Origin of the sequence: Egicoccus sp. AB-alg6-2 (assembly GCF_041821025.1) — a bacterium.
Taxonomy (GTDB): Bacteria; Actinomycetota; Nitriliruptoria; order Nitriliruptorales; family Nitriliruptoraceae; genus Egicoccus.
This window is the reverse complement of record NZ_JBGUAY010000008.1, coordinates 78,689-101,307: the sequence shown is the minus strand read 5'-3', so window position 1 is coordinate 101,307 and position 22,619 is coordinate 78,689. Positions and strand designations below refer to the sequence as shown.

The window sequence follows — 22,619 nt, the reverse complement described above, 5'->3', positions numbered from 1 at the left end:
GAGGGCATCCGCAACCGGTCAGCCCGCGAGCAGCATGCGACGCCGATCGAGCGGCAACCGGGTGCGCTCACGGCCGGCAAGGATCTGGACCACGCCGAGGTCCCCGGACGCGAATCCCAGTGCCGAACCGGCGAGGTAGGCCCGCCACACGCGTGTGGTGGTCTCACCGACGAGGTCACGCGCCCGGGTGAGGTCCGCCTCGAGGTTCGCGGCCCAGTGCTCCAGCGTCAGCGCGTAGTGGGGGCGCAGCTGCTCGAGGTCGTACACCTCGAATCCACCGAGTTCGAGCTCGCGCACCATGTGGTGGGCGGGGACCAGGGCACCGTCGGGGAAGACATAGCGGCCGACGAAGGTGTCGGGATCGCGGGCGAAGTCGCGCACGACCGCCCGCCGTCCCGTCGTGATCCCGTGGTTGAGCAGCCGCCCGGCCGGCGTGAGATGTTCGCGGAGGGTTCGAACGTAGGTCGGCAGCAGATCGACGCCGACGTGCTCGACCATGCCGACCGAGGCCACCGCGTCGAACCGGTCGCGCACGTCGCGGTAGTCGCGTACCTCGATGCGCACCCGGTCGTCGAGCCCGGCGGCGCTGACCCGCTCCGCGGCGAGCTCCGCCTGCCGTGGCGAGAGGGTGATCCCGACGGCGTGCACGCCGTGGTGGCGGGCGGCGTGGACGACCAGTGCGCCCCAACCGCACCCGACGTCGAGCAGGCGTTCGCCGGACCGGAGGTCGAGTTTGCGGCAGATCAACGCGAGTTTGCGGTGCTGGGCCCGCGCCAGCGCCTCGCGGTCGTGTGCGGCGGCCGCCGCGCCCGCGTCGTCGAAGTAGGCGCACGAGTAGACGAGGTCGTCGCCGAGCACCAGTGCGTAGAAGTCGTTGCCGACGTCGTAGTGGTGGCGGACCGCCGCCGCGTCCCGTTCGCGCGAATGTGCCGGCCCGTCGAGCTGCGCACGGCGGCGCTGCAGCCCAGCCGGTTCCGGTGGCATACGCAGGGCCGCACTGGCGAGCGCGAGCTTGTCCCGTGCCGCGAGTTCGCCGCGTAGTCGATCGATCGCGCGCAGCGCCGCGACCATCGATCCCTCGACGTCGATGGCACCGGCGAGGTAGGCCTCACCGGCCCGCAGGTCGTCGCGCAACGACGCGACCGCACGCAACGACCACGGCTGCGCCAGGACGATGCGGAACCCGGCGTCCTCCGGTCCCAGTTCGCGTCCGTTCCACAGCCGCAGGGGCAGGTGGCTGCCACGCGCCGCGAGCCGGGCATGCACCCGACGCACGATCTCCGCGGCCCGATCCGGCGGGGCCACCAACGACGTCCGCATGGGTCGATCTTCCCCCGCCGCGGTGCAGCCGGCCACCGGCGAACGTGCGAAGGCCCGGCTGACGGTCGCGTGGAGCGTGGACTCGCGTCGCGGCGCTGCAACGGCGCCGCGTGCCTGCCGGATAGCGTGACGACCGTGACCACTCCGCCACCGCCGTCGACCCCTCCCGGCCCGCGCTCGACGGCCGCGCTGCTGCGCGACCGGACATTCGGCCCCTGGTTCTTCGGAAACGCCGTGTCCAACAGCGGCAACTGGCTGTTCAACGTCACGGCCGCCGTGGTGGTCTACCGGCTGAGCGGGTCGGCGCTGCTGGTCGGGCTGGTCTCGGTGGCACAGTTCGGACCGCTGCTGCTGTTCTCACCGCTCGGCGGCGCGCTGTCCGACCGGGTCGATCGACGGCGACTGCTGCTGACCTCGCAGTCGGCCGCGGCAGCCGCGGCAACCGCGTTGGCGGTCGCGGCGGTGTGGTGGGGCGTGGACGCCATGCCCGGGGCGTGGCCCATCCTCGCGGCCGCGTTCGGCATCGGTCTCGGTCAGGCAGTGTCGGCGCCGACCCTCAACGCGCTGGTGCCGGCACTGGTCGACGACGCCGACCTCGAAGGCGCGGTCGCCCTGACATCGTTGACCTTCAACCTCGGGCGCGCGCTGGGACCGGCGACGGCCGGCGTGCTCCTGGCCACGCTCGGTGCCGAGCTGGCGTTCGTCATCAACGCGGTGACGTTCCTGGTGCTGATCGGCGCCCTGCTGGTGATCCGTCCGCGCCCACGTGAGGAGCACCGTGACCGCGACCGATCCGTCCGGGCGGGCCTGCGGCACGTGCGGAGCGAGCCGGGTCTGCTCCTGCTGCTGGGCGGGGTCGCCGCGACGGGCTTCGCCGCGGACCCGATGATCACCCTCGCGCCGGCCCTGGCCGAGGCCGTCGGCGGCGGTGACGCGTTGGCGGCCGGCCTCGTCAGCGCGTTCGGGGTCGCGGCCGTCCCGGCGGCGGCGATGTCAGGACCGCTCCAGCGCCGCATCGGCAGCCTGGAGGTCGCCACCGGCGGCTGCACCGTGGTCGCCGCGGGACTTCTCGTGTCCGCCATCTCGCCGGCCGCATGGGTGGCGGTGGCCGGTTTCGGGCTGACCGGTGTCGGGTTCGTGCTCGCCCTGACCGGGTTCACGACCGTCCTGCAGCGCCGGGTGCCGGACCGATTGCGGGGTCGGGTCATGGCGCTGTGGAGCGTGGCGTTCCTCGGCAACCGTCCCGTCGCGGCGCTGATCGACGGGGCCGCCGCGGACCTCGTCGGCCCACGCTGGGCGATGGGTGTCGCGATCACGGTCGCCCTGCTCGGCGCCCTCGTCGGGGTCCGATTGCAGCGCCGACGCGCCTGACCGCAGGACGCAGCTCGCGCGATCTGCCCCGTCGCCGTCACCCGATCGGTCGGTGGACGTTGAGTCGTACGGAACACCGGGAACCCGTCACCGGGAGCACGTACGAGAGGGAGCAACGCACATGACCGGACGTCTGCGCGCGTCGACCGCCATGGTCGGCATCGCGTCACTGTCGCTGCTGGGTTTCGTACCGGCGCCGTCACTGCTCGAGCCCACGCCGCTGCTGTCGCCGACCACTCCGATCGGCGACGAACTGCTCGGTCACGTCGAACTCGACCTCGCCGCGCCGGATCTCGGGCTCGGCGCCGGCCACGGCGCCTACATCGTCCGACTGGAGGGCACCCCCGCGGCGGTGGCGGCGGCACAGGCCGGTGACGGCTTCGACCTCGCCGCCCACCGGGCCTGGCTGCGCGCGCAGCAGGACGCCGTTCTCGGGGACCTGGCCACGCAGGACCTCGACGTGCGGCTGCTGACGCTTCCGGTCGGCGACGCCGCAGGGGTGACCAGCACCCGCGAAGCCCGCATGACCTACGTCCTCAACGGCCTCGGCGTGGCCGCCACCCCGGCAGCGGCCGCCGCACTCGCCGCCCATCCCGCGGTCCGGGTCGTCGACCCGGTCACGCAGGTCACCTCGTTGATGGACGAGAGCGTCGCGCACACGCGGGCGCCGGAGGTCTGGGAGCTCGGCGCGACCGGCGCCGGCCAGTCGGTGGCCGTGCTGGACACCGGCATCGACTGGACCCACCCGATGTTCGGTGGCGACCCCACCTATCCCGGTGACACCCACCCGAAGGTCAAGCACTACGAGACCTGGACCGCCGGGCACTCCGACGCCCACGGCCACGGCACCCACGTCGCGGGGACGGCGGCGGGATCCGCTGCGTACGGCGACACCCCACTCGGCCTCGCCCGCTACGACGGCCCGGCCAAGGACGCCGACGTGTGGGCGTACAAGGTGCTCAGCGACGCCGGTACCGGGCTCAACCTGTCCGTGGTGCTCGGCATCGAGTCTGCGGCCGAACGCGGCCCCGACGTGATGAACCTGTCCCTCGGCAGCGAGAACGGCGACCCGGACTCGCCCGAGTCCGAGGCGCTGAACAACGCGGCCGCCGCCGGCATCGTCTCAGCCGTGGCCGCCGGCAACTCCGGACCCGGCTACTCCACCATCGGCAGTCCCGGCTCGGCACACGACGTGGTGACCGTCGGCGCGTCGACCGATCCGGGCGACCGCGCCTACCTCGCCTCCGTGCCCGACGCGGGACTCCTCGACATCGAGATGGTCCCGATGGCCGGATCGGTCATCCCCGACGCCGACCAGACCACGCCGTTCGTCGACTGCGGTCTCGCGCTGACCCCGGCCGACTGCGGTGCCGCTGCCGCCGGGCGCATCGCCCTGATCGAGCGCGGCATCGCGCCCTTCAGCACCAAGGGCGCCAGTGCCGAGGCGGCGGGTGCGATCGCCGCCGTGATCTACAACGAGGAGCCGGGCAACTTCGCCGGCTCGCTGACCGGGGTGACCCCGGGCATCCCGGTGGTCGCCATCAGCCAGGAGGACGGCCACGCCCTGCGCGAACTGTTCGGCGCCGACGGCGTCTCCACCGCCGACCTGCGGCTGGCGTGGAGCGAGCCGCGCTCCATCGTCGGCCAGGTCACCGGGTTCTCCAGCCGCGGCCCCAACGACGACTTCGTGATCAAGCCCGACGTCGTGGCGCCGGGCAACGACATCACCTCGTCGGTGCCGCGTGCCGGTCAGCTGGCTTCGCCCGACGGGTACGGACAGGCCGGTGGGACCTCGATGGCCGCGCCGCACGTCGCCGGGATCCTGGCGCAGCTGACCGAGCTGCACCCCGACTGGACCCCGCCGATGCTGAAGACGGCCCTGATGAACACCGCCGTCCAGCTCGTCGACCCGGCCACGGATGCGCCCTACTCCGTGCACGACCAGGGCGCGGGGATGGTGGACGCCTTCGCCGCGGCGACCACGCCGGCGCTGCTGGGCGAGACCTACCGCGACCATCCCGCCCATCCCGACGGCACGCTGGCACGTGGCAGCATCAACTTCGGCGTCGTCGAGGTGGGTGCCCGCACGGTGGTCGAGAAGCAGCTCCTCGTCCAGGACGTCTCCGGCCAGGGCGGCCGCTGGCAGCTGCGGTTCGAGCCGGGCGACGGCAACGACCGCGGCGGCGAGGGTCGCGCCCTTCCCGATCGTGGATGGCGGCTGCAACTGGACCGCCAGGTGCGCGTGCCCGCCAACGGCCGTGCGACGGCGAACCTGCGGATCACGCTCGACGGCTCGCGACTCGCCGAAGGCGACTACGAGGGGCATGTCGTCGCGACCAACGGTGACCGCACCCTGCGTGCCCCGCTGGCGCTGCGCGTCCGGCACGCTGCGGACGCCGGTGCCGCCGGCGAGACGCTGTGGTTCCGTGGCAACACCGAGGACGGCTGCACCGGCGAGGGACGACTGGACGTCCAGGCCTGCGACGGGCCGTTCCTGCGCCACGACGACACGTTCTCCGGTTCCGAGGCGGCCACGTGGACCGCACTCGGCGGCAGCGGCATCGTCGACGGCACGGCCGCCCGCAACATCCACGACCCCAACTGGACCTGGTTCCTCGACGGCGAGCAGGTCACGCTGGACGGGACGCTGACGGCCCGCTGGTGGGCGATGTGCTCCGCGTGCGGCGACCTCGGCAGCGCCGGCTGGATCGTGCGTCTGTACGCGGACGGCGTGTTGGCGGTGACCGAGACGGTCGAGGCGACCCCGACCTTCGCCGCGGAGGTGGCGTTGCTCGAGGCGAGCGTCACGTTGCCGCAGGCCGTGACCGCTTCGGACCAGATCACGCTGCAGATCGAACCGCAATACCTCGACACGCAGACCGTCGCGGTGATCCACTACGACTCCCAGCACGGCTGCGGCAGCGACGACGGTCCGTGCGACAGCCACGTGGTCCTGCCGGTGCGCCGCTGACCGCCGATGTCGCCGTCTCCCGGTCCCGCAACGGCCGGATGCGGATCGGGAGACGGCGATGGACGAGATCACGGTGCTCGGCAGCACCTACCGGTTCCTGGCGCGCGGACGTGACACCGGCGGTGCCTATTCGCTCGCGGAGGAGACGTTCTTCGGTGATCCTCCCCCGTTGCACGTCCACGACCGCGAGGAGGAGAGCTTCTTCGTCCTGGCCGGTGAAGGTCGCGCGGTGGTCGGCGACCGTGCGCACACGCTCGAGCCCGGCGCGTTCGTTCGGGTCCCGGCGGGTGCCCCGCACACGCTGGTGCGTTCCGGCGACCAGCCGTTGCGGATGCTGACGCTGCTGGCCCCGGGTGGCTTCGAGGAGTTCTTCCATGCGGTCGCCGCGTGGCCGGGCGGTGAGGAGGCGTTGGAGGACGACGCCCTCGCCGCACTCGCAGCGCGCTACCACTGCCGCTTCGTCGAGGAGTAGTTCCCGACCGGTCAGCTGTGGAGATGGCCGGCCAGGGCCTCGGCGGCGCGGTCGACGTCCGTTTCGCTGGTGGAGACGTGGAACGACAACCGCAGTCGGCCGGCGCGGTTGGCCGCCACGATCCCCGCTCGGCGCAATCGTTCCGGCACGTCGTCGTCGGCGACCGCGGACACGATCGCCGAATCGGCGTAGGGCAGCCCCACGGCGTCGCAGAACCGCCGGGACATCGCACACGCGTGGGCGTGCAGGGCCTCGACGCCGACTTCGGTGAGCAGTTCCAGCGAGGCGGCCTGACCGACCCAGGCCTGCCAGGCCGGGGAGACGTCGAACCGGCGCGCCTCGGCAGCGAGCCGCAGCGGGGTGCCGTAGATGCTCGACCACCGGTCATCGCCGGCGTACCAGCTCGCCGCGACGGGTACGAGGTCGTCCAACAGCTCCGGACGGATGGTGAAGTACGCGGTTCCGCGGGGCGACAGCAGCCACTTGTAGCCGCCGCCGGTCGTGAAGCTGAAGCGGGAGGCGTCGACCGGCAGCCAGCCGGTGGCCTGCGTGGTGTCCACGAGGGTCCGTGCGCCGACCGCGGCGCAGGCGGCCACCAGCGCATCGAGGTCGGCGAGACGTCCGTCCGCCGACTGCACGGCCGACACGGCCACCAGACTCGTGGCCGGGCCCACGGCGTCCGCCAGGTCCTCGAGTGGCGCCTCGCGCACGCGCACCCCCAGCCCGGATCGCGCCAGGAACGGGAAGAGCACGCTGGTGAAGTCGCCCGTCGCGGTCAGGACCTCGCTCCCGGGCGGCAACGACGCGGCCACCAGCCCGACGAACGCCGAGACCTGGGACCCGACCGCGACCCACGAGGGATCGACGCCGACGAGGCGGGCGTAGTCGCGCCGGCTGGCCTCGACGTGCAGGTCGTAGGCGGCGGCGTCCACCGTGCCGCGCCGCCAGTCGTCGAGTGCCGACGTGACCGCGTCGATGGTCCGGCGCGGCGGCAGTCCGAGCGTCGCGCTGTTGAGGTAGACGACGTCCGGCTCGAATTCCGCCCGCGCCGCGGCGAGACGCCGCGCGTCGGTCTCGCTGGCCATCGACGTCGTCACGTTCGAGCCTTTGGTCGGTGCCGTGGACGCTAGTGAAGTCGCGGCCGGTGCCGCCGCGTCACCTTCGGCCGCGCGCGCCTACCGTGGGACGTTGCCGGGCGAACGAGACGGAGGCCGGATGGCGCAACGACACAGTGCCGGCCTGCTGCTGTTCCGGCGCACGAGCGGGACACTCGAGGTGCTGCTCGCCCACATGGGCGGTCCGTTCTGGGCGCGACGCGACGCCGGCGGCTGGAGCCTGCCGAAGGGCGAGTACGCCGACGGGGAGGCTCCCCTGGCGGCGGCGCGACGGGAGTTCGTCGAGGAACTGGGGCTGGCGGCACCGGACGGCGAGGTGCTCGAGCTCGGGACGGTGCGCCAATCGGGCGGAAAGGTCGTCACGGCGTTCGCGATCGAGGCCGACCTCGATCCCGAGGCGGTCGTTCCCGGCACCTTCGAGATGGAGTGGCCGCGCGGGTCGGGGCGGCTGCAGCGGTTCCCCGAGGTGGACCGCGTGGCGTGGTTCGACCTGACGACCGCCGACGAGAAGCTGGTCGTCGCACAACGGGAGTTCCTGCGCCGTCTCGAGGAGCGCGTGGACACCCGGTGAGGCGGACACGCGGTGGGGCCGCGGTGCCTACGCTGGCCGCCCGCCACCGACCCCAGGAGCCCGGATGCGGCTGACCGGCCTGCACGGCGCGATGGTGGCGCTCGTCACCCCGCTGGACGAGGGCCGCGAGGTCCACCTCGGCGACGTCGAGGTGCTGGTCCGGCGTGCGGTCGGTGACGGTGCGACCGGCGTGGTCCTGGCGGGCACGACCGGCGAGGGCGCGCTGCTCGAACCTGCTCAGCGCGAGACGTTGACCCGGACGACCCGCGCGACGGTCGACGGCCTGGTCACGACGGACGCCGGCCCCCGACCCCTCGTCGTCGCCGGCGCGTCCGGCGCGACGGTCCCCGCCGTCGAGGAGGACGTCGAGCGGCTCGCCGCGGCGGGCGCCGACGCCGTGTTGGTGCTCGCGCCGCACACCTATCCGTTGACCTCCGAGGAGTTGACGGCCTACCACCTCGAGGTCGCGCAGCGCACCAGCGTCCCGATGCTCGTCTACCACATCCCACAGTTGACGGGCTCCTCGCTGGAGCCGGCCGCGCTGCCCGAACTGGCGACGCATCCACGTATCGTCGGGATGAAGGATTCCTCGCCAGACGCGGACCGCCGGGCGGCCTTCGCGGCCGAGGTCGCCGATCAGGACGCGTTCGCGCTGCTCACCGGTCACGGCCCGTCGTTGGCGGCCGCGTTGCGTGCCGGTGTCGACGGGTCGATCACTGCCATCGCCAACCTGCGCCTGCGGCAGGTGGTCGCGCTGCATGCCGCCGTCGGTGCCGGAGACGACGCCGAGGCGAGCCGCCTGCAGGCGTCGATCACCCGCACGGTGGAGGCGATCGGGGCCGTGGCTGCCTCGACGCCCGCGGTGCTCAAGGCGGCCCTGCAACTCGACGGCCTCGTCACCGAACGCTGGTGCCGGCCGCCCCTGCACTCGATCCCACCGGCCCGTCTCGACCACGTCCGCAGCGCGCTGTTGCGCTGACCGACGCAACCTTCGCCGGGCCACGACCGTCCCACCCTCGACGACGACACGCGAGGTGGGCGATGGGGACGACGCGAAGGACCGGGCGGCGGCGGGTGGGAGCGGGCCTGATGCTCGCGGTGTTCGTGATCGGCTGCTCGGGCGGCCAGGCCGGCGACACGGCCGACTCGGCCACCATGGAAGCCGCCGAGGATGCGCCGGAACCCGCACCCGCCATGGACTCGGGCGGCGGCTTCGACTCGGGAGCCGGCTTCGACCACGACATCGAGACCGGCGAGGAGCCGGCACACGACGGCGAGGTCGGGTCCGGCGACACGGCGCTACCGACCGCCGTGACGCTGGGGCGGCGGGTGATTCGCACGGCCACGATCGAACTCGAGGACCGCGACCCCGCGGAGGTGCACGACGGCGTCGTCCGCGCCGTCGACCAGGCGGGCGGTTTCGTCGCCACGGCGGATCTGCGCCGTGATCGTGACGGGGTGCTCAGCGGCACGGTGACGGTGCGGGTGCCCAGCGAGCGGTTGGAACCCACGCTCGACGACCTCGAGGCACTCGCCGACAACACCCCGGTCCGCCGCGTCGAGGAACAGGACGTCACGGTCCTGAGCGCCGACCTGCGGGCGCAACTGCGCAACCTCGAGGCATTCGAGGAGGAACTGCGGGCCCTGCTGGCCGAGATCGGCGAGAGCTCTGCCGAGGCCGACGAACTGCTGCGGGTGTACGAGCGCATCCGCGAGGTGCGCGCCGAGATCGACCGGATCGAAGGGCGGCTCGACATGGTCGGCGACCAGGTGTCGCTGGCGACCATCACGGTCCGCCTCACCCCGTCGGTCGCGGCGGCGCCGGTCGCGGATCCCGGCTGGGCGCCGGGCGAGACGGTCCGGGCCGCGCTGTCGGCCGCCAGCCGGTCGCTGACCGCGGTCGCCGACGCCGCCATCTGGATCGGCCTCGCCGTGCTGCCGGTGGTCGCCGTGATCGGCCTTCCGGCGTTGGCGGTCTGGGCCGCGTGGCGCCGCCGCCAACGGATCGCGGAGACCTCCTGACCCGCCCACGATCGGTACGGCCCGGCTGGCTACCTTCGCGGCCCCCGCGCGAGGTGAACGTCGTCATGCGTCCGAAGTTGCTGTTGCTGCTGATCGCCGTCCTGGCGTCCGCCTGCGGGGTGTTCAGCGACACGGTCACGCTCGGTGCCCCCACCGATCCGCAGGCCACGAGCACCCCCTCGGACGAGGAGGCCGTTGCGCCGGCGACCCCGCAGGAACCGGAGCCGGAGCCCGAGGACGAACCGACCGAGCCCGGCGAACGGCCGCCGGAGGCGCCGCCGCTGCCCCGGGGATACGAACCCCACCCCGACGAGACGCACCCGAACGCGAAGTCCCTCGGCGCGGAGGTCGCCCAGGTCCTGACGACCTACGAACCCGGCGAGACGTTCGAGGAGGTCACGGCACGCCTCGCGTCCGGCGCGACGCGCGATCGGATCGCCGAGGAGGCCGGCGGCCTGTACCACCCCGGAAGCTGGTCCCGCGGCGAGGTGGTCTATCCGCAGTTCGGCGGCCTGACCGCCGACCGCGCCTCGATCATGGTGGTGCTCGAGCAGACCATCGGTGACCCCGGAGCCGACGAGGCGCGCGTGGAGGTGCGCACCATCGACGTCCGCCTGCGTATGCAGGACGGCGACTGGGTGCTCGAGGGCATCGCCTCCGACGGCGGCGTGCCCGTCCCACGTCCCGACGACCTCGATCCCCGGGTCGAAGCCGTGCTCGACGACGAACGGATCTTCCTGCCCGACTCCGCGCGGTGGGACATCCACCGTGGTGCCACCCGCGTCGAACTGCTCGCACTGATGTCGCGGCTCGCGGAGGCCACCGGCGACGTCGGCGTGGTGGTGCTCGAGAGCGGGCACCCCTACCACGTCTTCGGCACGGACCGGATGAGCGACCACCTGCGTGGCCGGGCCGTCGACATCTTCCGTGTCGGCGGCGAACTGGTGATCGAGGGTCGACGTTCCGAGCAGTCGGCCACACGTCGGGCCGTCGAGGCGCTCTACACCGACGCTGCCGAGCCCATCGTCGGCAGTCCGTGGGCGCTGGATGCGTTCGGCGGCCGCTCCTTCACCGATCCGGTGCACCTCGACCACCTGCACGCCGCGGTCCGGCCGGCGTCGGACGACGAGCCGGGCCCGGCGCCCGAGGAGCGGACGCCCGCGGGCGACCGCTGACGGCGGTCAGCGGTCCTGGACGAGTCCGGCGTACTCGGGGTTGCGGTCGATGAAGCCGGCCACGAACTCGCACCGGGGGTCGACCCGGACGCCGTCGCGGCGGGCGTCGTCGAGCGCGCGACGGGCGAGGTCGCTGCCGACACCCTGGCCCTCGGCGTCCGGCGCCACGCCGGTGTGCAGGAGCCGGATCGTGCCCTCCTCCACCTCGAAGGTGAGCTCGCCGGCGGGGGTTCCGTCATCACTGGCCACGTAGCGCTGTCGGGCGTCGTCGCGTTCGATCTGCACCATGGCTCCTGGAGGTCGGCGGCTCCGCACGGTACGCAGGCGGATGCCCGGCACCCCGGCCGTCGGTCCAGCGGCGCCCCGCCCGAGCGTCGCGCCCGAGCATCGCGCGGTACGCCCCCGCTCAGGCGTCGGGGTCCTTCGCGCGGCTGGGCGCGACCCGAGGCGGCTCGTCGGGCATCTTCGGGTAGACGGGCGGCCACGGGGCGTCGTGCAGGCCGTTGTCCCGGTCGCGCTCGTGCATGGCCAGCAGCGGCTCGAGCGACTGCGGCCGGACGTACATCGGCGCCCATGGATCGCCCTGCTCCGCGACCCGGTCGGGAACGGTGGCGATGGTCAACGCGTCGGGATGGACGTCGTCGAGTTCGTCCCAGGCGAACGGGGTCGAGACCTGCGCGCCGGGACGCGCCCGGACACACCAGGCGCCGAACACCGTCTTGTGGGGCGCGTTCTGGTTGTAGTCGACGAAGATGCGCTCGCCCCGCTCCTCCTTCCACCACGCGGCGGTGAGCAGGTCCGGGCGGCGACGCTCGAGCTCACGGGCGACCGCCACGGCGGCCGAGCGCACCTCGTAGGCGTCCCAGCGCGGCTCCAGCCGCAGGTAGACGTGGATGCCGCGCTTCCCCGTGGTCTTCGGGTAGCCGGTCAGGCCGACCTCCTCGAGGAGGGTGCGCAGTTCGCGGGCCGCCTCCCGGGCGGTGTCGAAGTCCGTGCCGGGCTGGGGGTCGAGGTCGAGCCGCAGTTCGTCGGCGTGTGCCGGATCGTCGGCACGATTGGGCCAGACGTGGAACCCGAGACAGCCGAGGTTGACGGCCCAGGCGACGTGCGCGACGTCGGCGGCGACCAGCGCCTCGGAGGTGGTGCCGTTGACGGTGCTGACCTCGGTCGTGGTCAGCCAGCGCGGGGCGTTCTTCGGCACCCGCTTCTGGAAGAAGTTCGACCCCGCGGCACCATTGGGGTAGCGCTGCAGGAGCACCGGCCGCCCACCCATGGCGCCCAGCAGCGGTTCCCGGACGGCCTCGTAGTAGCGGACGAGGTCGAGCTTGGTCTCCCCGCGCTCCTCGAAGAAGACCTTGTCCGGGCTCGAGATCGTGACCTCGTGCCCGTCGAGGTCCAGTACCGCGCCGTCGTCCTTCGCACCCATGCCTCGAATCTAGGCGCTCGGCCCGCCGACGAAGACCAGCGATGCCATCATGCCGTCCAGCGCGCGCTTGTTGGCCTCGTAGTCGCGGGCGAGCGAGGTGGTGCGGGCGATCAGGGTCGGCGCCGCGGCCGTGTCCGGTGCGTCGATGTACCAGGTGTAGACCAGGGTGCCCGCGGGGTACAGGCCTTCCCCGTCGTCCACGGCCTCGACCACGATCGCCGTCCGGCCGCCGGCCGTGTCGGTACGGCGGCCGCGTTCCGCGCGGGTGGCCTCGTCGGCCGCTTCCTCGTGGTCCATCGGGGCGGTGCCCAGGTGTACGGCGAGTCCGCCAGGGATCTCGCTGTGCGGTTCGAGGACGAAGCGCTCGGTGTGGAAGACGGTGCAGCGGGGCACGATGTCCCCGGCGTTGGTGCGCCAGCCGGCGGGCAGCGAGACCGTGTAGCCGTCACGGGCGCTGGTGCACGTCGACGGGTCCTCGAGCATGGCGCGCAGCGCCGCGAGCAGGAAACTCGCCATCTGCTGCCGTGTGACGTTGCGTTCGGGCGCGAACCGGAACGTCTCCACGCCGGCGGTGACACCGAGGTGGTAGGCACCCTGGATGCGTGCCTCGTGCGCCGTGCCGGCGATGTCGACGAAACGGGTCGGACCGCCGGCGAGCGCATCGACCGTCGTGCCACCGGCCCAGGCCGTCGCGCGCAACAGCAACGTCGCCGTCTGTGCTCGCGTCACCGGAGCCCCCGGCGCGTAGGTGGTCGCTCCGGTCCCCTCGACCACGCCGATGCGCACCAGTTGCCGGATCCGGTCGGCGTGGGCGGTGCCGTCGATGTCGGTGAAGGCCACGTCGCCGGGACCGGGCACGTGCTCACCCGCCACCACCTCGAGGGCACGGACGACGAACGACGCCATCTGGTCGCGACGCACCTCGGCGCCGGGCAGGTAGCGGGCGGCGGCGCCCTCGACGCGACCCTCGACCACGCCGAGGTGCGCCAGGCAGTCGACCGCCGCGCGATGGACGGCCGCCACCTGGCCCCGGTCGGCGAAGGACGCTGGCGGCGCGTCCTGGCACAGGGTCGTCGCGCGTTCCTGCGCGCCGGCCGTTGCGGGCAGCAGACCGGCCAGCAGCCCGACGGCGAGGACCAGGGTGAGCGGCCGACGTACAGGACGTGCGGATCGGGGTGGCATGGCGGCCTCCTTTCCAACACCCGACGCACGGCTGGCCGCGCAGGTTGCAGCCGATCCGGACGCGTGTGTCGTCGACGTCGCGCCCGCGGCTTTGCCACGTAGGCACCGGCGCGTGTGGCATGCGCGCGTCACAGCGCTAGCGTCGGGGGCTCGCCGGCCCACCAGGAAGCACGTGCCGATCGTCGCCCACTCGTCGCTGCCGACCTTCGCCGAACTCGCGGCCGCGGGCGAGGACGTGCTGGACGTCGAAGCGGCACGACACGCCGACATCCGCGAGCTCCACGTCGGCCTGCTCAACATGATGCCGGACGCGGCACTGCACGTGACCGAGCAGCAGTTCGTCCGCCTCGTGGGGCACGCCAACCGCATCGTGCAGGTGTACGTGCACCCGTTCACCGTGCCCGGGCTGGTGCGCAGCGACGCCGCCCGTGCCCACATCGAGCGCTACTACACCCCGTTCGAGCAACTGCGCGAGGAGGGGCTCGATGCCCTGATCGTCTCGGGCGCGAACGTCTCCAACCCGCGGCTGGACGAGGAGGCCTTCTGGGCCCCGCTGCTCGAGGTCATCGACTGGGCCAGCGACAACGTGACCTCGATCCTGTGCTCGTGCCTGGCGACCCATGCCCTGCTGCAGTACCTGCACGGCATCCATCGCCGCCCGCTGCAGAGCAAGCGGTGGGGCGTCTTCCCCCACCGCAACCGGGCGCCGGGTCATCCCCTGCTGCACGGGATCAACACCCGCTTCGACGTGCCGCACTCACGCTGGAACGAGGTCACCTCGGCGCAGCTCGAGGGTGCGGGCCTGCAGGTACTCATCGAGAGCACCGAGGGCGACCTGCACCTGGCCACCAGCGCCGACGGGATCCGCATGGTGTTCATGCAGGGCCATCCCGAGTACGACACGGTCAGCCTGCTCAAGGAGTACAAGCGCGAGGTCGGCCGCTACGCGGACGGAGAACTGGACGAACTGCCGCCCCTGCCGCAGAACTACCTCTTCGGCGCTGCAGCGCGCGGCGCGCACCGCCACCTCGAAGCCGTCGCCGAGGCTCGGCACACCGGCCGCCCGGCGCCCGCGTTCCCCGAGGACGAACTGGCCGACGGCCTCGACAACACCTGGGCCGACACCGCCAAGGCGGTCTTCGCCAACTGGCTCGGCCTGGTCTACCGCCTGACCGACGTCGAACGTGGGGTGGCGTTCATGCCCGGCGTCGACCCGGACGACCCGTTGGGCCTGCGTGTCCAACCGCCGGACACGCAGCTCCGGACGATCACCACCGACCGCTGACCGCTTCGAAAGGGCGACCCATGGCGCACGACGAGACCCTGGCGATCCACGCCGGCTACGAACCCGATCCGACCACCAAGGCCGTCGCCGTCCCCATCTACCAGACGGTCGCCTACGAGTTCGACGACGCCCAGCACGGCGCCGACCTGTTCAACCTCGCCGTTCCGGGCAACATCTACACGCGCATCATGAACCCGACCCAGGACGTGCTCGAGCAGCGGCTGGCCGCGCTCGAGGGCGGCATCGCGGCGCTCGCGACCAGTTCGGGCCAGGCCGCGATCACGTACGCGATCCAGACCATCACCCGCGCCGGCGACAACATCGTCACGGTGCCGTTGCTGTACGGCGGGACCTACACCCTGTTCAAGCACATGTTCCCCGCGCAGGGGGTCGACGTCCGCTTCGCCGAGGACGACTCCGCCGACGCGATCGCCGCTCTGATCGACGAGCGGACCAAGGCGGTCTACCTCGAGTCCATCGGCAACCCCGCAGGCAACATCCCCGACCTCGAGGCCATCGCCGCCGTCGCCCACGATGCGGGCGTGCCGGTGATCGTGGACTCGACCGTCGCGACGCCGATCCTGATGAAGCCGATCCAGTGGGGCGCCGACATCGTCGTCCACTCGTTGACCAAGTACATCGGTGGACACGGCAACTCGATCGGCGGGATCATCGTCGACAGCGGCCGGTTCCCGTGGTCCGACCACGCCGACCGCTTCCCGCAGCTCAACCAGCCGGAACCGGCCTACCACGGCGTGGTGTACACCGAGGCGCTGGGCGAGGCCGCCTTCATCGGGCGGGCCCGTACCGTCCCGCTGCGCAACACCGGGTCGGCGATCAGTCCGTTCAACGCCTGGCAGATCATCCAGGGCCTGCAGACACTGCCGCTGCGCATCGAGCGCCACGTCGAGAACGCGCAGAAGGTCGCCGAGCACCTCCAGGCGCACCCCGGTGTCGAGTACGTCGAGTACGCGGGGCTGCCGAGCTCGCCCTACCACGAGTTGGCGAAGAAGTACACGGGTGGCCGGCCCGCAGCGCTGATGACCTTCGGGGTGACCGGCGGTTACGACGCGGCGGTCACGTTCCACGACGCCCTGGAGCTGTTCACGCGCCTGGTCAACATCGGTGACACCAAGTCGTTGGTGAACCACCCGGCCTCGACGACCCACCGCCAGCTCACCGAGGAGGAGCTCGCGACGGCCGGCGTGAAGCCCGACGCCATCCGGCTCAACATCGGCATCGAGCACATCGACGACATCCTGGCCGACCTCGACCAGGCGCTGGCAGCGGCCGGCTGAACCGCCACGACGACGCCCTCGTCGCGGCGCGCCACCCCGCTCAGCCCGTGAGCTCGCGGGCGAGGTGGCGCGCCAGCGGCCAGGCGCCCTCGGAGGAGTTCGCGATCACGGTGTGGGTCGTGCCGGTCCGCGGGTCGTGGACCGAACGGAACGACACCCCGGCGTCGTAGCCCTCGAGGGCGACCGACGGCCCGGAGGCGTGCAGCCAGAACCCGAGCCCGTAGCGGGCGTCGTTCTCGGGCACGGTGCTGCGGGGCGCGATCATCTGCTCGACCCGTTCGATCGGCACCAGCCGGCCGGCGAACAGCGCCTGCCAAAAGGCGTGCAGGTCGGCGACGGTGGAGTAGACGCCGCCGTCGCCGGTACCGCGGACGGGCAGGTGGAACACGTTGGTCCGACCGCCGTGCAGGTGGAGGTAGCCGACGGCCGCGTCGCCCGGCAGTTCGTCGGACCGGGGGAAGTCCGTGCGGGTCAGGCCCGCCGGACCGCACACGCGCTGCGCCACGAGGTCGTGGAACGAGGTCGCGGCCGCCCGCTCGGCCAGCAGCGCGAGTGCCACGTACCCACCGTTGCAGTAGGCGAACCGTTCACCGGCGGGGAAGACGGTCGGGTGGCCCCCGAGCACGCGCACGAAGTCTTCGGTGGTCTCGAGTTCGTGGACCGGGACCGGGAGCACGTGATCGGTGATGTCGAGGTCACCGTGCTCGTCGAAGTAGTCGCCGATGCCGGAGCGGTGCGCCAGCAGGTGGTCGACGGTCACGTCGTCGGCGATCAGGGGCAGGTCGTCGCGCAGGAGCGACCGTGCGGGCGTGTCCAGCGTCAGGCTTCCGTCCTCGACCAGGCTCATCACGACCAGGGCGGTGAAGCCCTTGAGGCCGCTCGCGATGCCGAAGCGGGTGTCGACGGTGTTCGGCACCTCGAGCGCCCGGTGCGCCAGTCCGAAGGCGCGCGCCAGCGGCACCCGGCCGTCGCGGTCGACCCGGACCGCGCCGGAGAAGTCCGACGCCGCGGCGATCCGTTCGATCTCGAACTCGAGCTCGTCCATCATCTGCTCCTGCCCGTCGCCTCGGCGCGACACGAGCGTGCCATCGTGACACACACTGGACCTCAGCTCCCCGCACTGGCAGGGTGACGCCCGGCGGAAGGGCAGCTCTGGCCGACGCCGACGGAGAGCCACCGATGGAAACCTCCGGGACCGCATTGCCGTCGACCGCCGAGCGGTTCGCCGCGGCCGTCACCGCGTCCGCTGCGGGTCACCTCGAGCTCCCCGACCTGGCCGCCGTCGCCGACCACGCGGCCGCGCACGGGCGTCGTGTCGCCGTCGCCCCGAGCCTCGACCGCCGCCAACCGACGCTGCGGCGGGCACTCGAGGCGCACCGCCTCGAGGTGGTGGTCGCCGACGGCGACGACCCGGCAGCGCAGGTCGCCGACGTCGAGGTGGCGATCGTGGAGGGCGCGATGGGGATCGCCGAGACCGGCAGCGTGCTGGTGTCCGAACATCCGCTCGGAGACCGCGTCACGACCATGCTGTGCCACCGGCTGGTGCTGCTGGTCGAGCGGCACACGATCGTGGACCGGCTCGAGTCGGCGGCGAGCTGGCTCGCCGGCCGCCCCACCGGCGTCGCCGCCTTCGCGACCCTGATCACCGGACCGTCGCGCACCGCCGACATCGAGCGCAGCCTGACGATCGGCGTACAGGGTCCCCAGGAGGTCGACGTGGTGGTGCTGCCGTGAGGGCGTTCGAGGAGCGCTACGAGGCGGCCCTCGCCGACCCGAACGTCCGGGAGGGACTGACCGCGTTCCAGCGTGGCTGGCGCACCAGCCGTGACACGGCCATCGCCCACCTCGAAGCGCAGGAGGACCGCAGCTTCGACGACCTGCGCGCCGAGCTGGCCGCCGTCAAGGACCGCGTACTCGCCGACTGGGACCACCTCCTCGACCAGTTCACCCGCAACGCCGAAGCGGCCGGTTCGCAGGTCGTGCGGGTCGCGACCCCCGGTGAGGCGAACGAGCGGATCACCTCGATCCTCCGGGACGCGGGCGCCACCGTGGTGGTCAAGGGCAAGTCGATGGTGTCCGAGGAGATCGGTCTGAACCACCACCTCGAGGCGAACGGCATCGTGCCGGTCGAGACCGACCTCGGCGAATGGATCCTCCAGCTCGCCGGCGAGACCCCGTCCCACCTGGTGATGCCCGCCATCCACAAGCGCAAGGAGCAGGTCGCCGAGCTGTTCGAGCGCGTCCTCGGCCGCACGTTCCCGCCCGACGACATCGAGCGCATGGTCGCCGCGGCGCGCACGGAGCTCCGCCAGCGGTTCCTGACCAGTGGCGCCGGCCTGTCCGGTACGAACGCGCTGATCGCCGAGGGCGGCGCCATGCTGACGGTCGAGAACGAGGGCAACAACCGGCTCGCGGTCGCCCTGCCGGCCGTGCACCTGGTCACCGCCGGCATCGAGAAGCTGGTCCCGACCTACGCCGACGCCATGAAGCAGGTCCGGTTGCTGGCCCGCTCCGCCACCGGTCAGCCCATCACGGTCTACACCAACTTCATCACCGGTCCGCGCCCGGGGCAGGCGCAGCACATCGTGCTGCTCGACAACGGGCGCAGCGCGATGGCTGAGGACCCCGACGTCGCCGCCGCGCTGCGATGCATCCGCTGCGGCGCCTGCGCCAACGTCTGCCCCCCGTACGGCGTCGTCGGCGGCCACGCCTTCGGTCACGTCTACACCGGCGCCATCGGCCTGGTGAACACGGCCTTCCATCACGGTGCCGAGGCGGCGGCCGGTCCGCAGTCGCTGTGCGTGTCCTGCGGCGCCTGTGCGACGGTGTGTCCGGTCGACATCCCCCTGCCGGTGCAGATCCTCGAGGTCCGCGCGGAGGTGACCGACGCGGTGCCCGATGCCGTGCCGGCCGGCCGCGTCACCCGGCTTGCCATCGCCGCCTTCGAGCACCGCTGGCTGGTGGACTTCGGCCTGCGGCTCACCGGCGTCCTGACGAGCCCGCTGCGGCGGGACGGTGTCACGCGCCTTCCGCGCGCGCTGCTGGGCAACGGCCGGCTCGACGCCTGGATCGGCTGGCGGACGCCGCCGGCCGTACCGATCCGCCCTGCCCGCGACCGGCTCGTCGCCGGCGGCCTCCGCGAGCCACCGCCGCTCGCGTCACAGCCGCTGCGCGGACGACGGGTGCAGCTGTTCCTGCAGTGTCTCGCCGACCGCCTGGCCCCCGAGGTGCCGGTCGCCGCCGCGACCCTGCTGCGGGCCGCCGGAGCCCAGGTGCTGGTCCGCCGCGAACAGCACTGCTGCGGGCTGCCGGCCTACGACGCCGGTGAACAGGACGTCGCCCGTTCGATGCTGCGGCAGACGCTGGACGTGCTCGAGGGTGCCGACGACGTGGTGACGCCGGCATCGAGCTGCCTGGCGATGCTGTGCCACGACGCGCCTCGCCTGCTGCGTGACGACGCCGGTCACCGCCAGCGGGCCGACCAGCTCGCCGGACGGGTCCACGACCTCGTCGGCTACCTGACGGAGGGGCCCGGCCGCCTGCCGGCGGGCAGCCTCGACGACGGCGACCGCACACCGGTCACGGTCCACCGCTTCTGTCAGGCCAGCAACACGCTCGGCCGCGAGGACGTCGTCGAACGCTTCCTCGAGGAGGTCGCCGGTGTATCGGTCGTACCGCTGCCCGAGGCCGGGACCTGCTGCGGTTTCGGCGGCTCGACGTCGGTCAGGAACCCGCGGTTGGCCGCCGGGATCCTCGACCGCAAGCTCGCCTGCGTCGACGAGACGCAGGCGCACGTGCTGATCACCGACAACCCGGGGTGTCTGCTGCACCTGCGTGGCGGGCTCGACGCCTCGGGCCGCACGGTGCGTGCCGTGCACCTGGCCGAGTACCTCGCAGGCCGGCTTCCTGGCGCCGGCGTCGACCGACCGCCGGCCGGCGCGACGATCAGCGGTCACCCAGTCCCGTGACGAGGGGCTCGCGGTCGAGGAAGCGTCCGTAGCGCACGGCGGCCTCTGACACGGCCGCCCGCTCGTCTCGACGGAGCGGGCGGAACAGCCGCAGGTGGAACACGACCCGGTCGACGGCCACGGTCCGGCGCATGCCGCCGACAACCTGGGTGTCGACCACGACCATGCCGACCGATGCCGGACGACCACGGGGGACGATGCCCTCGGCATCGAGCACGTGGCGCGAGTCCTGATAGCCGTTGTGGTACTCGTCGAGGGTCTGCAGCAGGTGTGCGCGCGGGGAGCCCTCGTGGTCCTCCGGTGGCGGCTGACCGAACCAGTACGTGCGCGCGTCGTGGGTGAAGGTGTCGAGGTGGCCGCGGTTGGCGGCCAGACCGGCGCGCACGTCGGTGAGGGTCATGCTGGCCCAGGAGGACAGGTCGCGTTCGGTGGCCGGGCCGTGCCCGGTGAAGTAGCGGCGCACGAGTTCGGCGACGGCCTCGTCCCGATCCAGGCGGCGTGCCTGCGGCGCACGGTGGTCCAGCCGCGCGATGGTGTGCGCGGTGTCCGACATGGGGCCGCTGCAGATCAGCCCGCCGACTTCGGCGTCCTCGAGCAGCAGCCCCAGTTCTCGTCCCGCGGCGGGCAGCCCGTGGCCGGCCATCCGGGCGGCGAGGTCGCGACGTGGCAGCGGTCCGGCGGCGAGGGCATCGCCGATGACGCCACGCGAGCGCGCCAGGTCCGTGTCGGTGACGCCGAGCTCGCGTTGGCGCTGGGCGAGCGAGCGACGGATCCGCGGGCCGGTCAGCTCCAGCAGCCAGCGGATGTCGTCTGGCAGGACGTAGTGCCAGGTCGGGCGCAGCACGTGCGTGCGAAGGAAGGCGCCGACATCGAACTGCCGCGCGAAGTCGGCCAGGCTCGGCGACGTCGTCCGGGTCGCCACCGCCCAGCTCGCCTGGGCGTGGTTCTCGGCCTGGACCCCGAGCAGGGCGCCGACCACCCCGGCGGGTGAGGACTGCCGCTGGCCGGTCAGGCCGAGCGCGTGCATCCGCCAGCGGGCGATCGCCCGGTCGTCCATCGCCTGCTCCCTGGGCACCGGTCGGCGACGGTACTGGCCGACCAGGACGTCGGCGGTCCCGGTCGGCTCAGCAGGCGGCCAGGGAGGTGGCGGTCAGCGGCAGGCTGTCGGGCCGGGCCAGGTGATAGCCCTGGCCCAGGGGCACACCCAGGTCACGGAGGGTGCGCAACTCCTCGGCGGTCTCGATGCCCTCGGCGATCACATCGGCGTCGATCTCGTAGGCGAAGGCCACCATGGCGGTGGCCAGTGCCCGACGCGCGGGGTCGCGATCGATGTCCCGGGTGAGTGCCACGTCGAGCTTGAGCACGTCGGGACGCAACCGCAGCACGTGCCGCAGGCCGGCATACCCCGCACCCGCGTCGTCGACGGCGATCCGGACGCCGTGTGCCCGCAGCTCGTCCAGCGCCTCCACGAGGGGCGCGTAGTCGTCGACCCGGTCGTGTTCGGTCAGCTCCAGCACGATCCGCTCACCCGGGAGGTCGATGAGCAGGTCGAACAGGTCACGTTCGAGTGCCGTCGACGGCGAGAAGTTGACGGACATGAACGCGTCGGGGGCGAGCTGCTCCATCCCGGCCAGCGCCGTACGACCGGCGGCGAGCTCGAGTCCCGCTCCGCGGCCGATGGACGCCGCTTCGTCGAACCACTCGTTGGGCGGGCGGCATGGTTCGCCCGCGAAGCGGGTCAGCGCCTCGAACCCGACGATCCCGCCGCTACGGAGGTCGGCGATCGGCTGGTAGACGGTTCCACGACAGCGTTCGTCGAGGGCGGCCTCGATCCGGGCCTGGATGCGGGCATCCCGGTCACGGCGCTCACGATCGGCGCGGTCGCGTTCCTCGAGGCGGGCCTCCAGCGCCTGGCTGTGCGCGCGGACCTGGGTGTGCAGGTGCTTGGCGTCGAGCAGGTTGCGCACCCGCAACACCACTTCGGTCATGTCGAACGGCTTGATCAGGAAGTCGGAGGCGCCCGCCTCCAGGGCCCGGGACCGGGTCTCCCCCGCGGTGTCACCGGTCAGTACCACGACCGGCAGGAACGTGTCGGTTGGGAGGCGCGCACGCAGCGCCGACAGCACCTCGAAGCCGCTGTAGTACGGCATGTGCAGGTCGAGGAGCACCAGGTCGATGGGCTCCGCGAGGCAGCGCGGCACCACCTCGCGCGAATCCGCGAGCGTGATCACCTCGGCGATCCCGGCGAGCTGGAGCATCGTCTCGAGCAACTGGCGGTTGGTCGGCTCGTCGTCGACGACGAGGATCCGCGCGGCGGCATGCGCGGCCAGCCACGAGGCCCGCTGCTCGCTCTTGCGCATCGCGCCCACCCCACCACTCAGCGTTACGCACCACCGTAGTCGGCGGTTCTCGGGGGTGGACGCAGGCGGTGCGGGGCGTTCGG

General features: G+C 72.6%; 19 protein-coding genes. 11 read left to right on the top strand and 8 right to left on the bottom strand.

Annotated features, from left to right (window positions below; genetic code table 11):
- Nucleotides 1–18: 18 nt before the first annotated feature.
- The gene (locus ACERMF_RS15370; protein WP_373670005.1) at nucleotides 19–1,320 is read right to left on the bottom strand and encodes a class I SAM-dependent methyltransferase; all 1,302 of its coding nucleotides are present in this window, start codon (nucleotides 1,318–1,320) and stop codon (nucleotides 19–21) included.
- 135 nt (nucleotides 1,321–1,455) lie between these two features.
- Here ACERMF_RS15370 and ACERMF_RS15365 point away from each other — a divergent pair, with 135 nt between their 5' ends.
- The 3 genes from ACERMF_RS15365 to ACERMF_RS15355 all read left to right on the top strand — a co-directional run bounded on the left by ACERMF_RS15365 (nucleotide 1,456) and on the right by ACERMF_RS15355 (nucleotide 6,134).
- Nucleotides 1,456–2,691 carry an MFS transporter gene (locus ACERMF_RS15365; protein WP_373670003.1) on the top strand — a complete coding sequence of 412 codons (1,236 nt, stop codon included), beginning with the start codon at nucleotides 1,456–1,458 and terminating at the stop codon, nucleotides 2,689–2,691.
- Nucleotides 2,692–2,812: 121 nt separating this feature from the next.
- On the top strand, nucleotides 2,813–5,662 hold the full coding sequence (locus tag ACERMF_RS15360) for a S8 family serine peptidase (RefSeq protein WP_373670002.1): 2,850 nt from the start codon (nucleotides 2,813–2,815) through the stop codon (nucleotides 5,660–5,662).
- Between the two features lie 58 nt (nucleotides 5,663–5,720).
- Nucleotides 5,721–6,134: a cupin domain-containing protein gene (locus tag ACERMF_RS15355; RefSeq protein ID WP_373670001.1), complete on the top strand. Its 414-nt coding sequence runs from the start codon at nucleotides 5,721–5,723 to the stop codon at nucleotides 6,132–6,134.
- A gap of 11 nt (nucleotides 6,135–6,145) precedes the next feature.
- Here the strand turns inward: ACERMF_RS15355 and ACERMF_RS15350 are convergent, their stop codons facing one another.
- A complete protein-coding gene (locus ACERMF_RS15350; protein WP_373670000.1) occupies nucleotides 6,146–7,231 on the bottom strand; it encodes an aminotransferase class V-fold PLP-dependent enzyme in 1,086 nt (361 codons plus the stop codon).
- Between the two features lie 118 nt (nucleotides 7,232–7,349).
- On the opposite strand from ACERMF_RS15350, the gene ACERMF_RS15345 reads away from it, so the two are divergent.
- From ACERMF_RS15345 to ACERMF_RS15330, 4 genes are all read left to right on the top strand, one after another.
- Nucleotides 7,350–7,820, top strand: a complete 471-nt coding sequence (locus ACERMF_RS15345) for an NUDIX domain-containing protein (protein ID WP_373669999.1) — start codon at nucleotides 7,350–7,352, stop codon at nucleotides 7,818–7,820.
- Between the two features lie 64 nt (nucleotides 7,821–7,884).
- Nucleotides 7,885–8,799, top strand: coding sequence for a dihydrodipicolinate synthase family protein (locus ACERMF_RS15340; RefSeq protein ID WP_373669997.1), 915 nt, complete (start codon nucleotides 7,885–7,887; stop codon nucleotides 8,797–8,799).
- Between the two features lie 62 nt (nucleotides 8,800–8,861).
- Nucleotides 8,862–9,842, top strand: coding sequence for a DUF4349 domain-containing protein (locus ACERMF_RS15335; protein ID WP_373669995.1), 981 nt, complete (start codon nucleotides 8,862–8,864; stop codon nucleotides 9,840–9,842).
- Between the two features lie 65 nt (nucleotides 9,843–9,907).
- Nucleotides 9,908–11,017 (top strand): hypothetical protein, encoded by a 1,110-nt coding sequence (locus tag ACERMF_RS15330; protein ID WP_373669994.1) that lies wholly within the window; start codon nucleotides 9,908–9,910, stop codon nucleotides 11,015–11,017.
- A 6-nt stretch (nucleotides 11,018–11,023) separates the two neighbouring features.
- Here the strand turns inward: ACERMF_RS15330 and ACERMF_RS15325 are convergent, their stop codons facing one another.
- The 3 genes from ACERMF_RS15325 to ACERMF_RS15315 all read right to left on the bottom strand — a co-directional run bounded on the left by ACERMF_RS15325 (nucleotide 11,024) and on the right by ACERMF_RS15315 (nucleotide 13,625).
- On the bottom strand, nucleotides 11,024–11,302 hold the full coding sequence (locus ACERMF_RS15325; protein WP_373669992.1) for a GNAT family N-acetyltransferase: 279 nt from the start codon (nucleotides 11,300–11,302) through the stop codon (nucleotides 11,024–11,026).
- 121 nt (nucleotides 11,303–11,423) lie between these two features.
- Complete coding sequence (gene ligD / locus ACERMF_RS15320) at nucleotides 11,424–12,443, bottom strand: non-homologous end-joining DNA ligase (RefSeq protein WP_373669991.1); 1,020 nt, start codon at nucleotides 12,441–12,443, stop codon at nucleotides 11,424–11,426.
- Nucleotides 12,444–12,452: 9 nt separating this feature from the next.
- Nucleotides 12,453–13,625: an S-layer homology domain-containing protein gene (locus ACERMF_RS15315; protein WP_373669990.1), complete on the bottom strand. Its 1,173-nt coding sequence runs from the start codon at nucleotides 13,623–13,625 to the stop codon at nucleotides 12,453–12,455.
- A 172-nt stretch (nucleotides 13,626–13,797) separates the two neighbouring features.
- Between ACERMF_RS15315 and ACERMF_RS15310 the strand changes: the two genes are divergently transcribed.
- A complete protein-coding gene (locus ACERMF_RS15310; protein WP_373669989.1) occupies nucleotides 13,798–14,910 on the top strand; it encodes a homoserine O-succinyltransferase in 1,113 nt (370 codons plus the stop codon).
- Nucleotides 14,911–14,930: 20 nt separating this feature from the next.
- The gene (locus ACERMF_RS15305) at nucleotides 14,931–16,208 is read left to right on the top strand and encodes an O-acetylhomoserine aminocarboxypropyltransferase/cysteine synthase family protein (protein ID WP_373669988.1); all 1,278 of its coding nucleotides are present in this window, start codon (nucleotides 14,931–14,933) and stop codon (nucleotides 16,206–16,208) included.
- Nucleotides 16,209–16,248: 40 nt separating this feature from the next.
- Here the strand turns inward: ACERMF_RS15305 and ACERMF_RS15300 are convergent, their stop codons facing one another.
- A complete protein-coding gene (locus tag ACERMF_RS15300) occupies nucleotides 16,249–17,253 on the bottom strand; it encodes a serine hydrolase domain-containing protein (RefSeq protein ID WP_373669987.1) in 1,005 nt (334 codons plus the stop codon).
- Nucleotides 17,254–17,387: 134 nt separating this feature from the next.
- On the opposite strand from ACERMF_RS15300, the gene ACERMF_RS15295 reads away from it, so the two are divergent.
- Together ACERMF_RS15295 and ACERMF_RS15290 are read left to right on the top strand one after the other, a co-directional pair.
- Nucleotides 17,388–17,942: a lactate utilization protein C gene (locus ACERMF_RS15295; RefSeq protein WP_373669986.1), complete on the top strand. Its 555-nt coding sequence runs from the start codon at nucleotides 17,388–17,390 to the stop codon at nucleotides 17,940–17,942.
- Complete coding sequence (locus ACERMF_RS15290) at nucleotides 17,939–20,176, top strand: LUD domain-containing protein (protein ID WP_373669985.1); 2,238 nt, start codon at nucleotides 17,939–17,941, stop codon at nucleotides 20,174–20,176. The genes ACERMF_RS15295 and ACERMF_RS15290 overlap by 4 nt, the downstream gene beginning before the upstream one ends.
- Here ACERMF_RS15290 and ACERMF_RS15285 read toward each other — a convergent pair.
- The gene (locus tag ACERMF_RS15285; protein ID WP_373669984.1) at nucleotides 20,154–21,233 is read right to left on the bottom strand and encodes a winged helix DNA-binding domain-containing protein; all 1,080 of its coding nucleotides are present in this window, start codon (nucleotides 21,231–21,233) and stop codon (nucleotides 20,154–20,156) included. The genes ACERMF_RS15290 and ACERMF_RS15285 overlap by 23 nt on opposite strands.
- 67 nt (nucleotides 21,234–21,300) lie before the next feature.
- Nucleotides 21,301–22,536, bottom strand: a complete 1,236-nt coding sequence (locus ACERMF_RS15280; protein WP_373669983.1) for an EAL domain-containing protein — start codon at nucleotides 22,534–22,536, stop codon at nucleotides 21,301–21,303.
- Nucleotides 22,537–22,619: the final 83 nt, after the last annotated feature.

What these genes read in the sequence shown, in the direction of transcription:
- ACERMF_RS15360 (WP_373670002.1), top strand. Translation starts at nt 2,813, where the DNA reads ATGACCGGACGTCTGCGCGCGTCGACCGCCATGGTCGGCATCGCGTCA.
- ACERMF_RS15340 (WP_373669997.1), top strand. Translation starts at nt 7,885, where the DNA reads ATGCGGCTGACCGGCCTGCACGGCGCGATGGTGGCGCTCGTCACCCCG.
- ACERMF_RS15335 (WP_373669995.1), top strand. Translation starts at nt 8,862, where the DNA reads ATGGGGACGACGCGAAGGACCGGGCGGCGGCGGGTGGGAGCGGGCCTG.
- ACERMF_RS15330 (WP_373669994.1), top strand. Translation starts at nt 9,908, where the DNA reads ATGCGTCCGAAGTTGCTGTTGCTGCTGATCGCCGTCCTGGCGTCCGCC.
- ACERMF_RS15355 (WP_373670001.1), top strand. Translation starts at nt 5,721, where the DNA reads ATGGACGAGATCACGGTGCTCGGCAGCACCTACCGGTTCCTGGCGCGC.
- ACERMF_RS15280 (WP_373669983.1), bottom strand. Translation starts at nt 22,536, where the DNA reads ATGCGCAAGAGCGAGCAGCGGGCCTCGTGGCTGGCCGCGCATGCCGCC.
- ACERMF_RS15285 (WP_373669984.1), bottom strand. Translation starts at nt 21,233, where the DNA reads ATGGACGACCGGGCGATCGCCCGCTGGCGGATGCACGCGCTCGGCCTG.
- ACERMF_RS15305 (WP_373669988.1), top strand. Translation starts at nt 14,931, where the DNA reads ATGGCGCACGACGAGACCCTGGCGATCCACGCCGGCTACGAACCCGAT.
- ACERMF_RS15370 (WP_373670005.1), bottom strand. Translation starts at nt 1,320, where the DNA reads ATGCGGACGTCGTTGGTGGCCCCGCCGGATCGGGCCGCGGAGATCGTG.
- ACERMF_RS15315 (WP_373669990.1), bottom strand. Translation starts at nt 13,625, where the DNA reads ATGCCACCCCGATCCGCACGTCCTGTACGTCGGCCGCTCACCCTGGTC.
- ACERMF_RS15300 (WP_373669987.1), bottom strand. Translation starts at nt 17,253, where the DNA reads ATGGACGAGCTCGAGTTCGAGATCGAACGGATCGCCGCGGCGTCGGAC.
- ACERMF_RS15295 (WP_373669986.1), top strand. Translation starts at nt 17,388, where the DNA reads ATGGAAACCTCCGGGACCGCATTGCCGTCGACCGCCGAGCGGTTCGCC.
- ligD (WP_373669991.1), bottom strand. Translation starts at nt 12,443, where the DNA reads ATGGGTGCGAAGGACGACGGCGCGGTACTGGACCTCGACGGGCACGAG.
- ACERMF_RS15345 (WP_373669999.1), top strand. Translation starts at nt 7,350, where the DNA reads ATGGCGCAACGACACAGTGCCGGCCTGCTGCTGTTCCGGCGCACGAGC.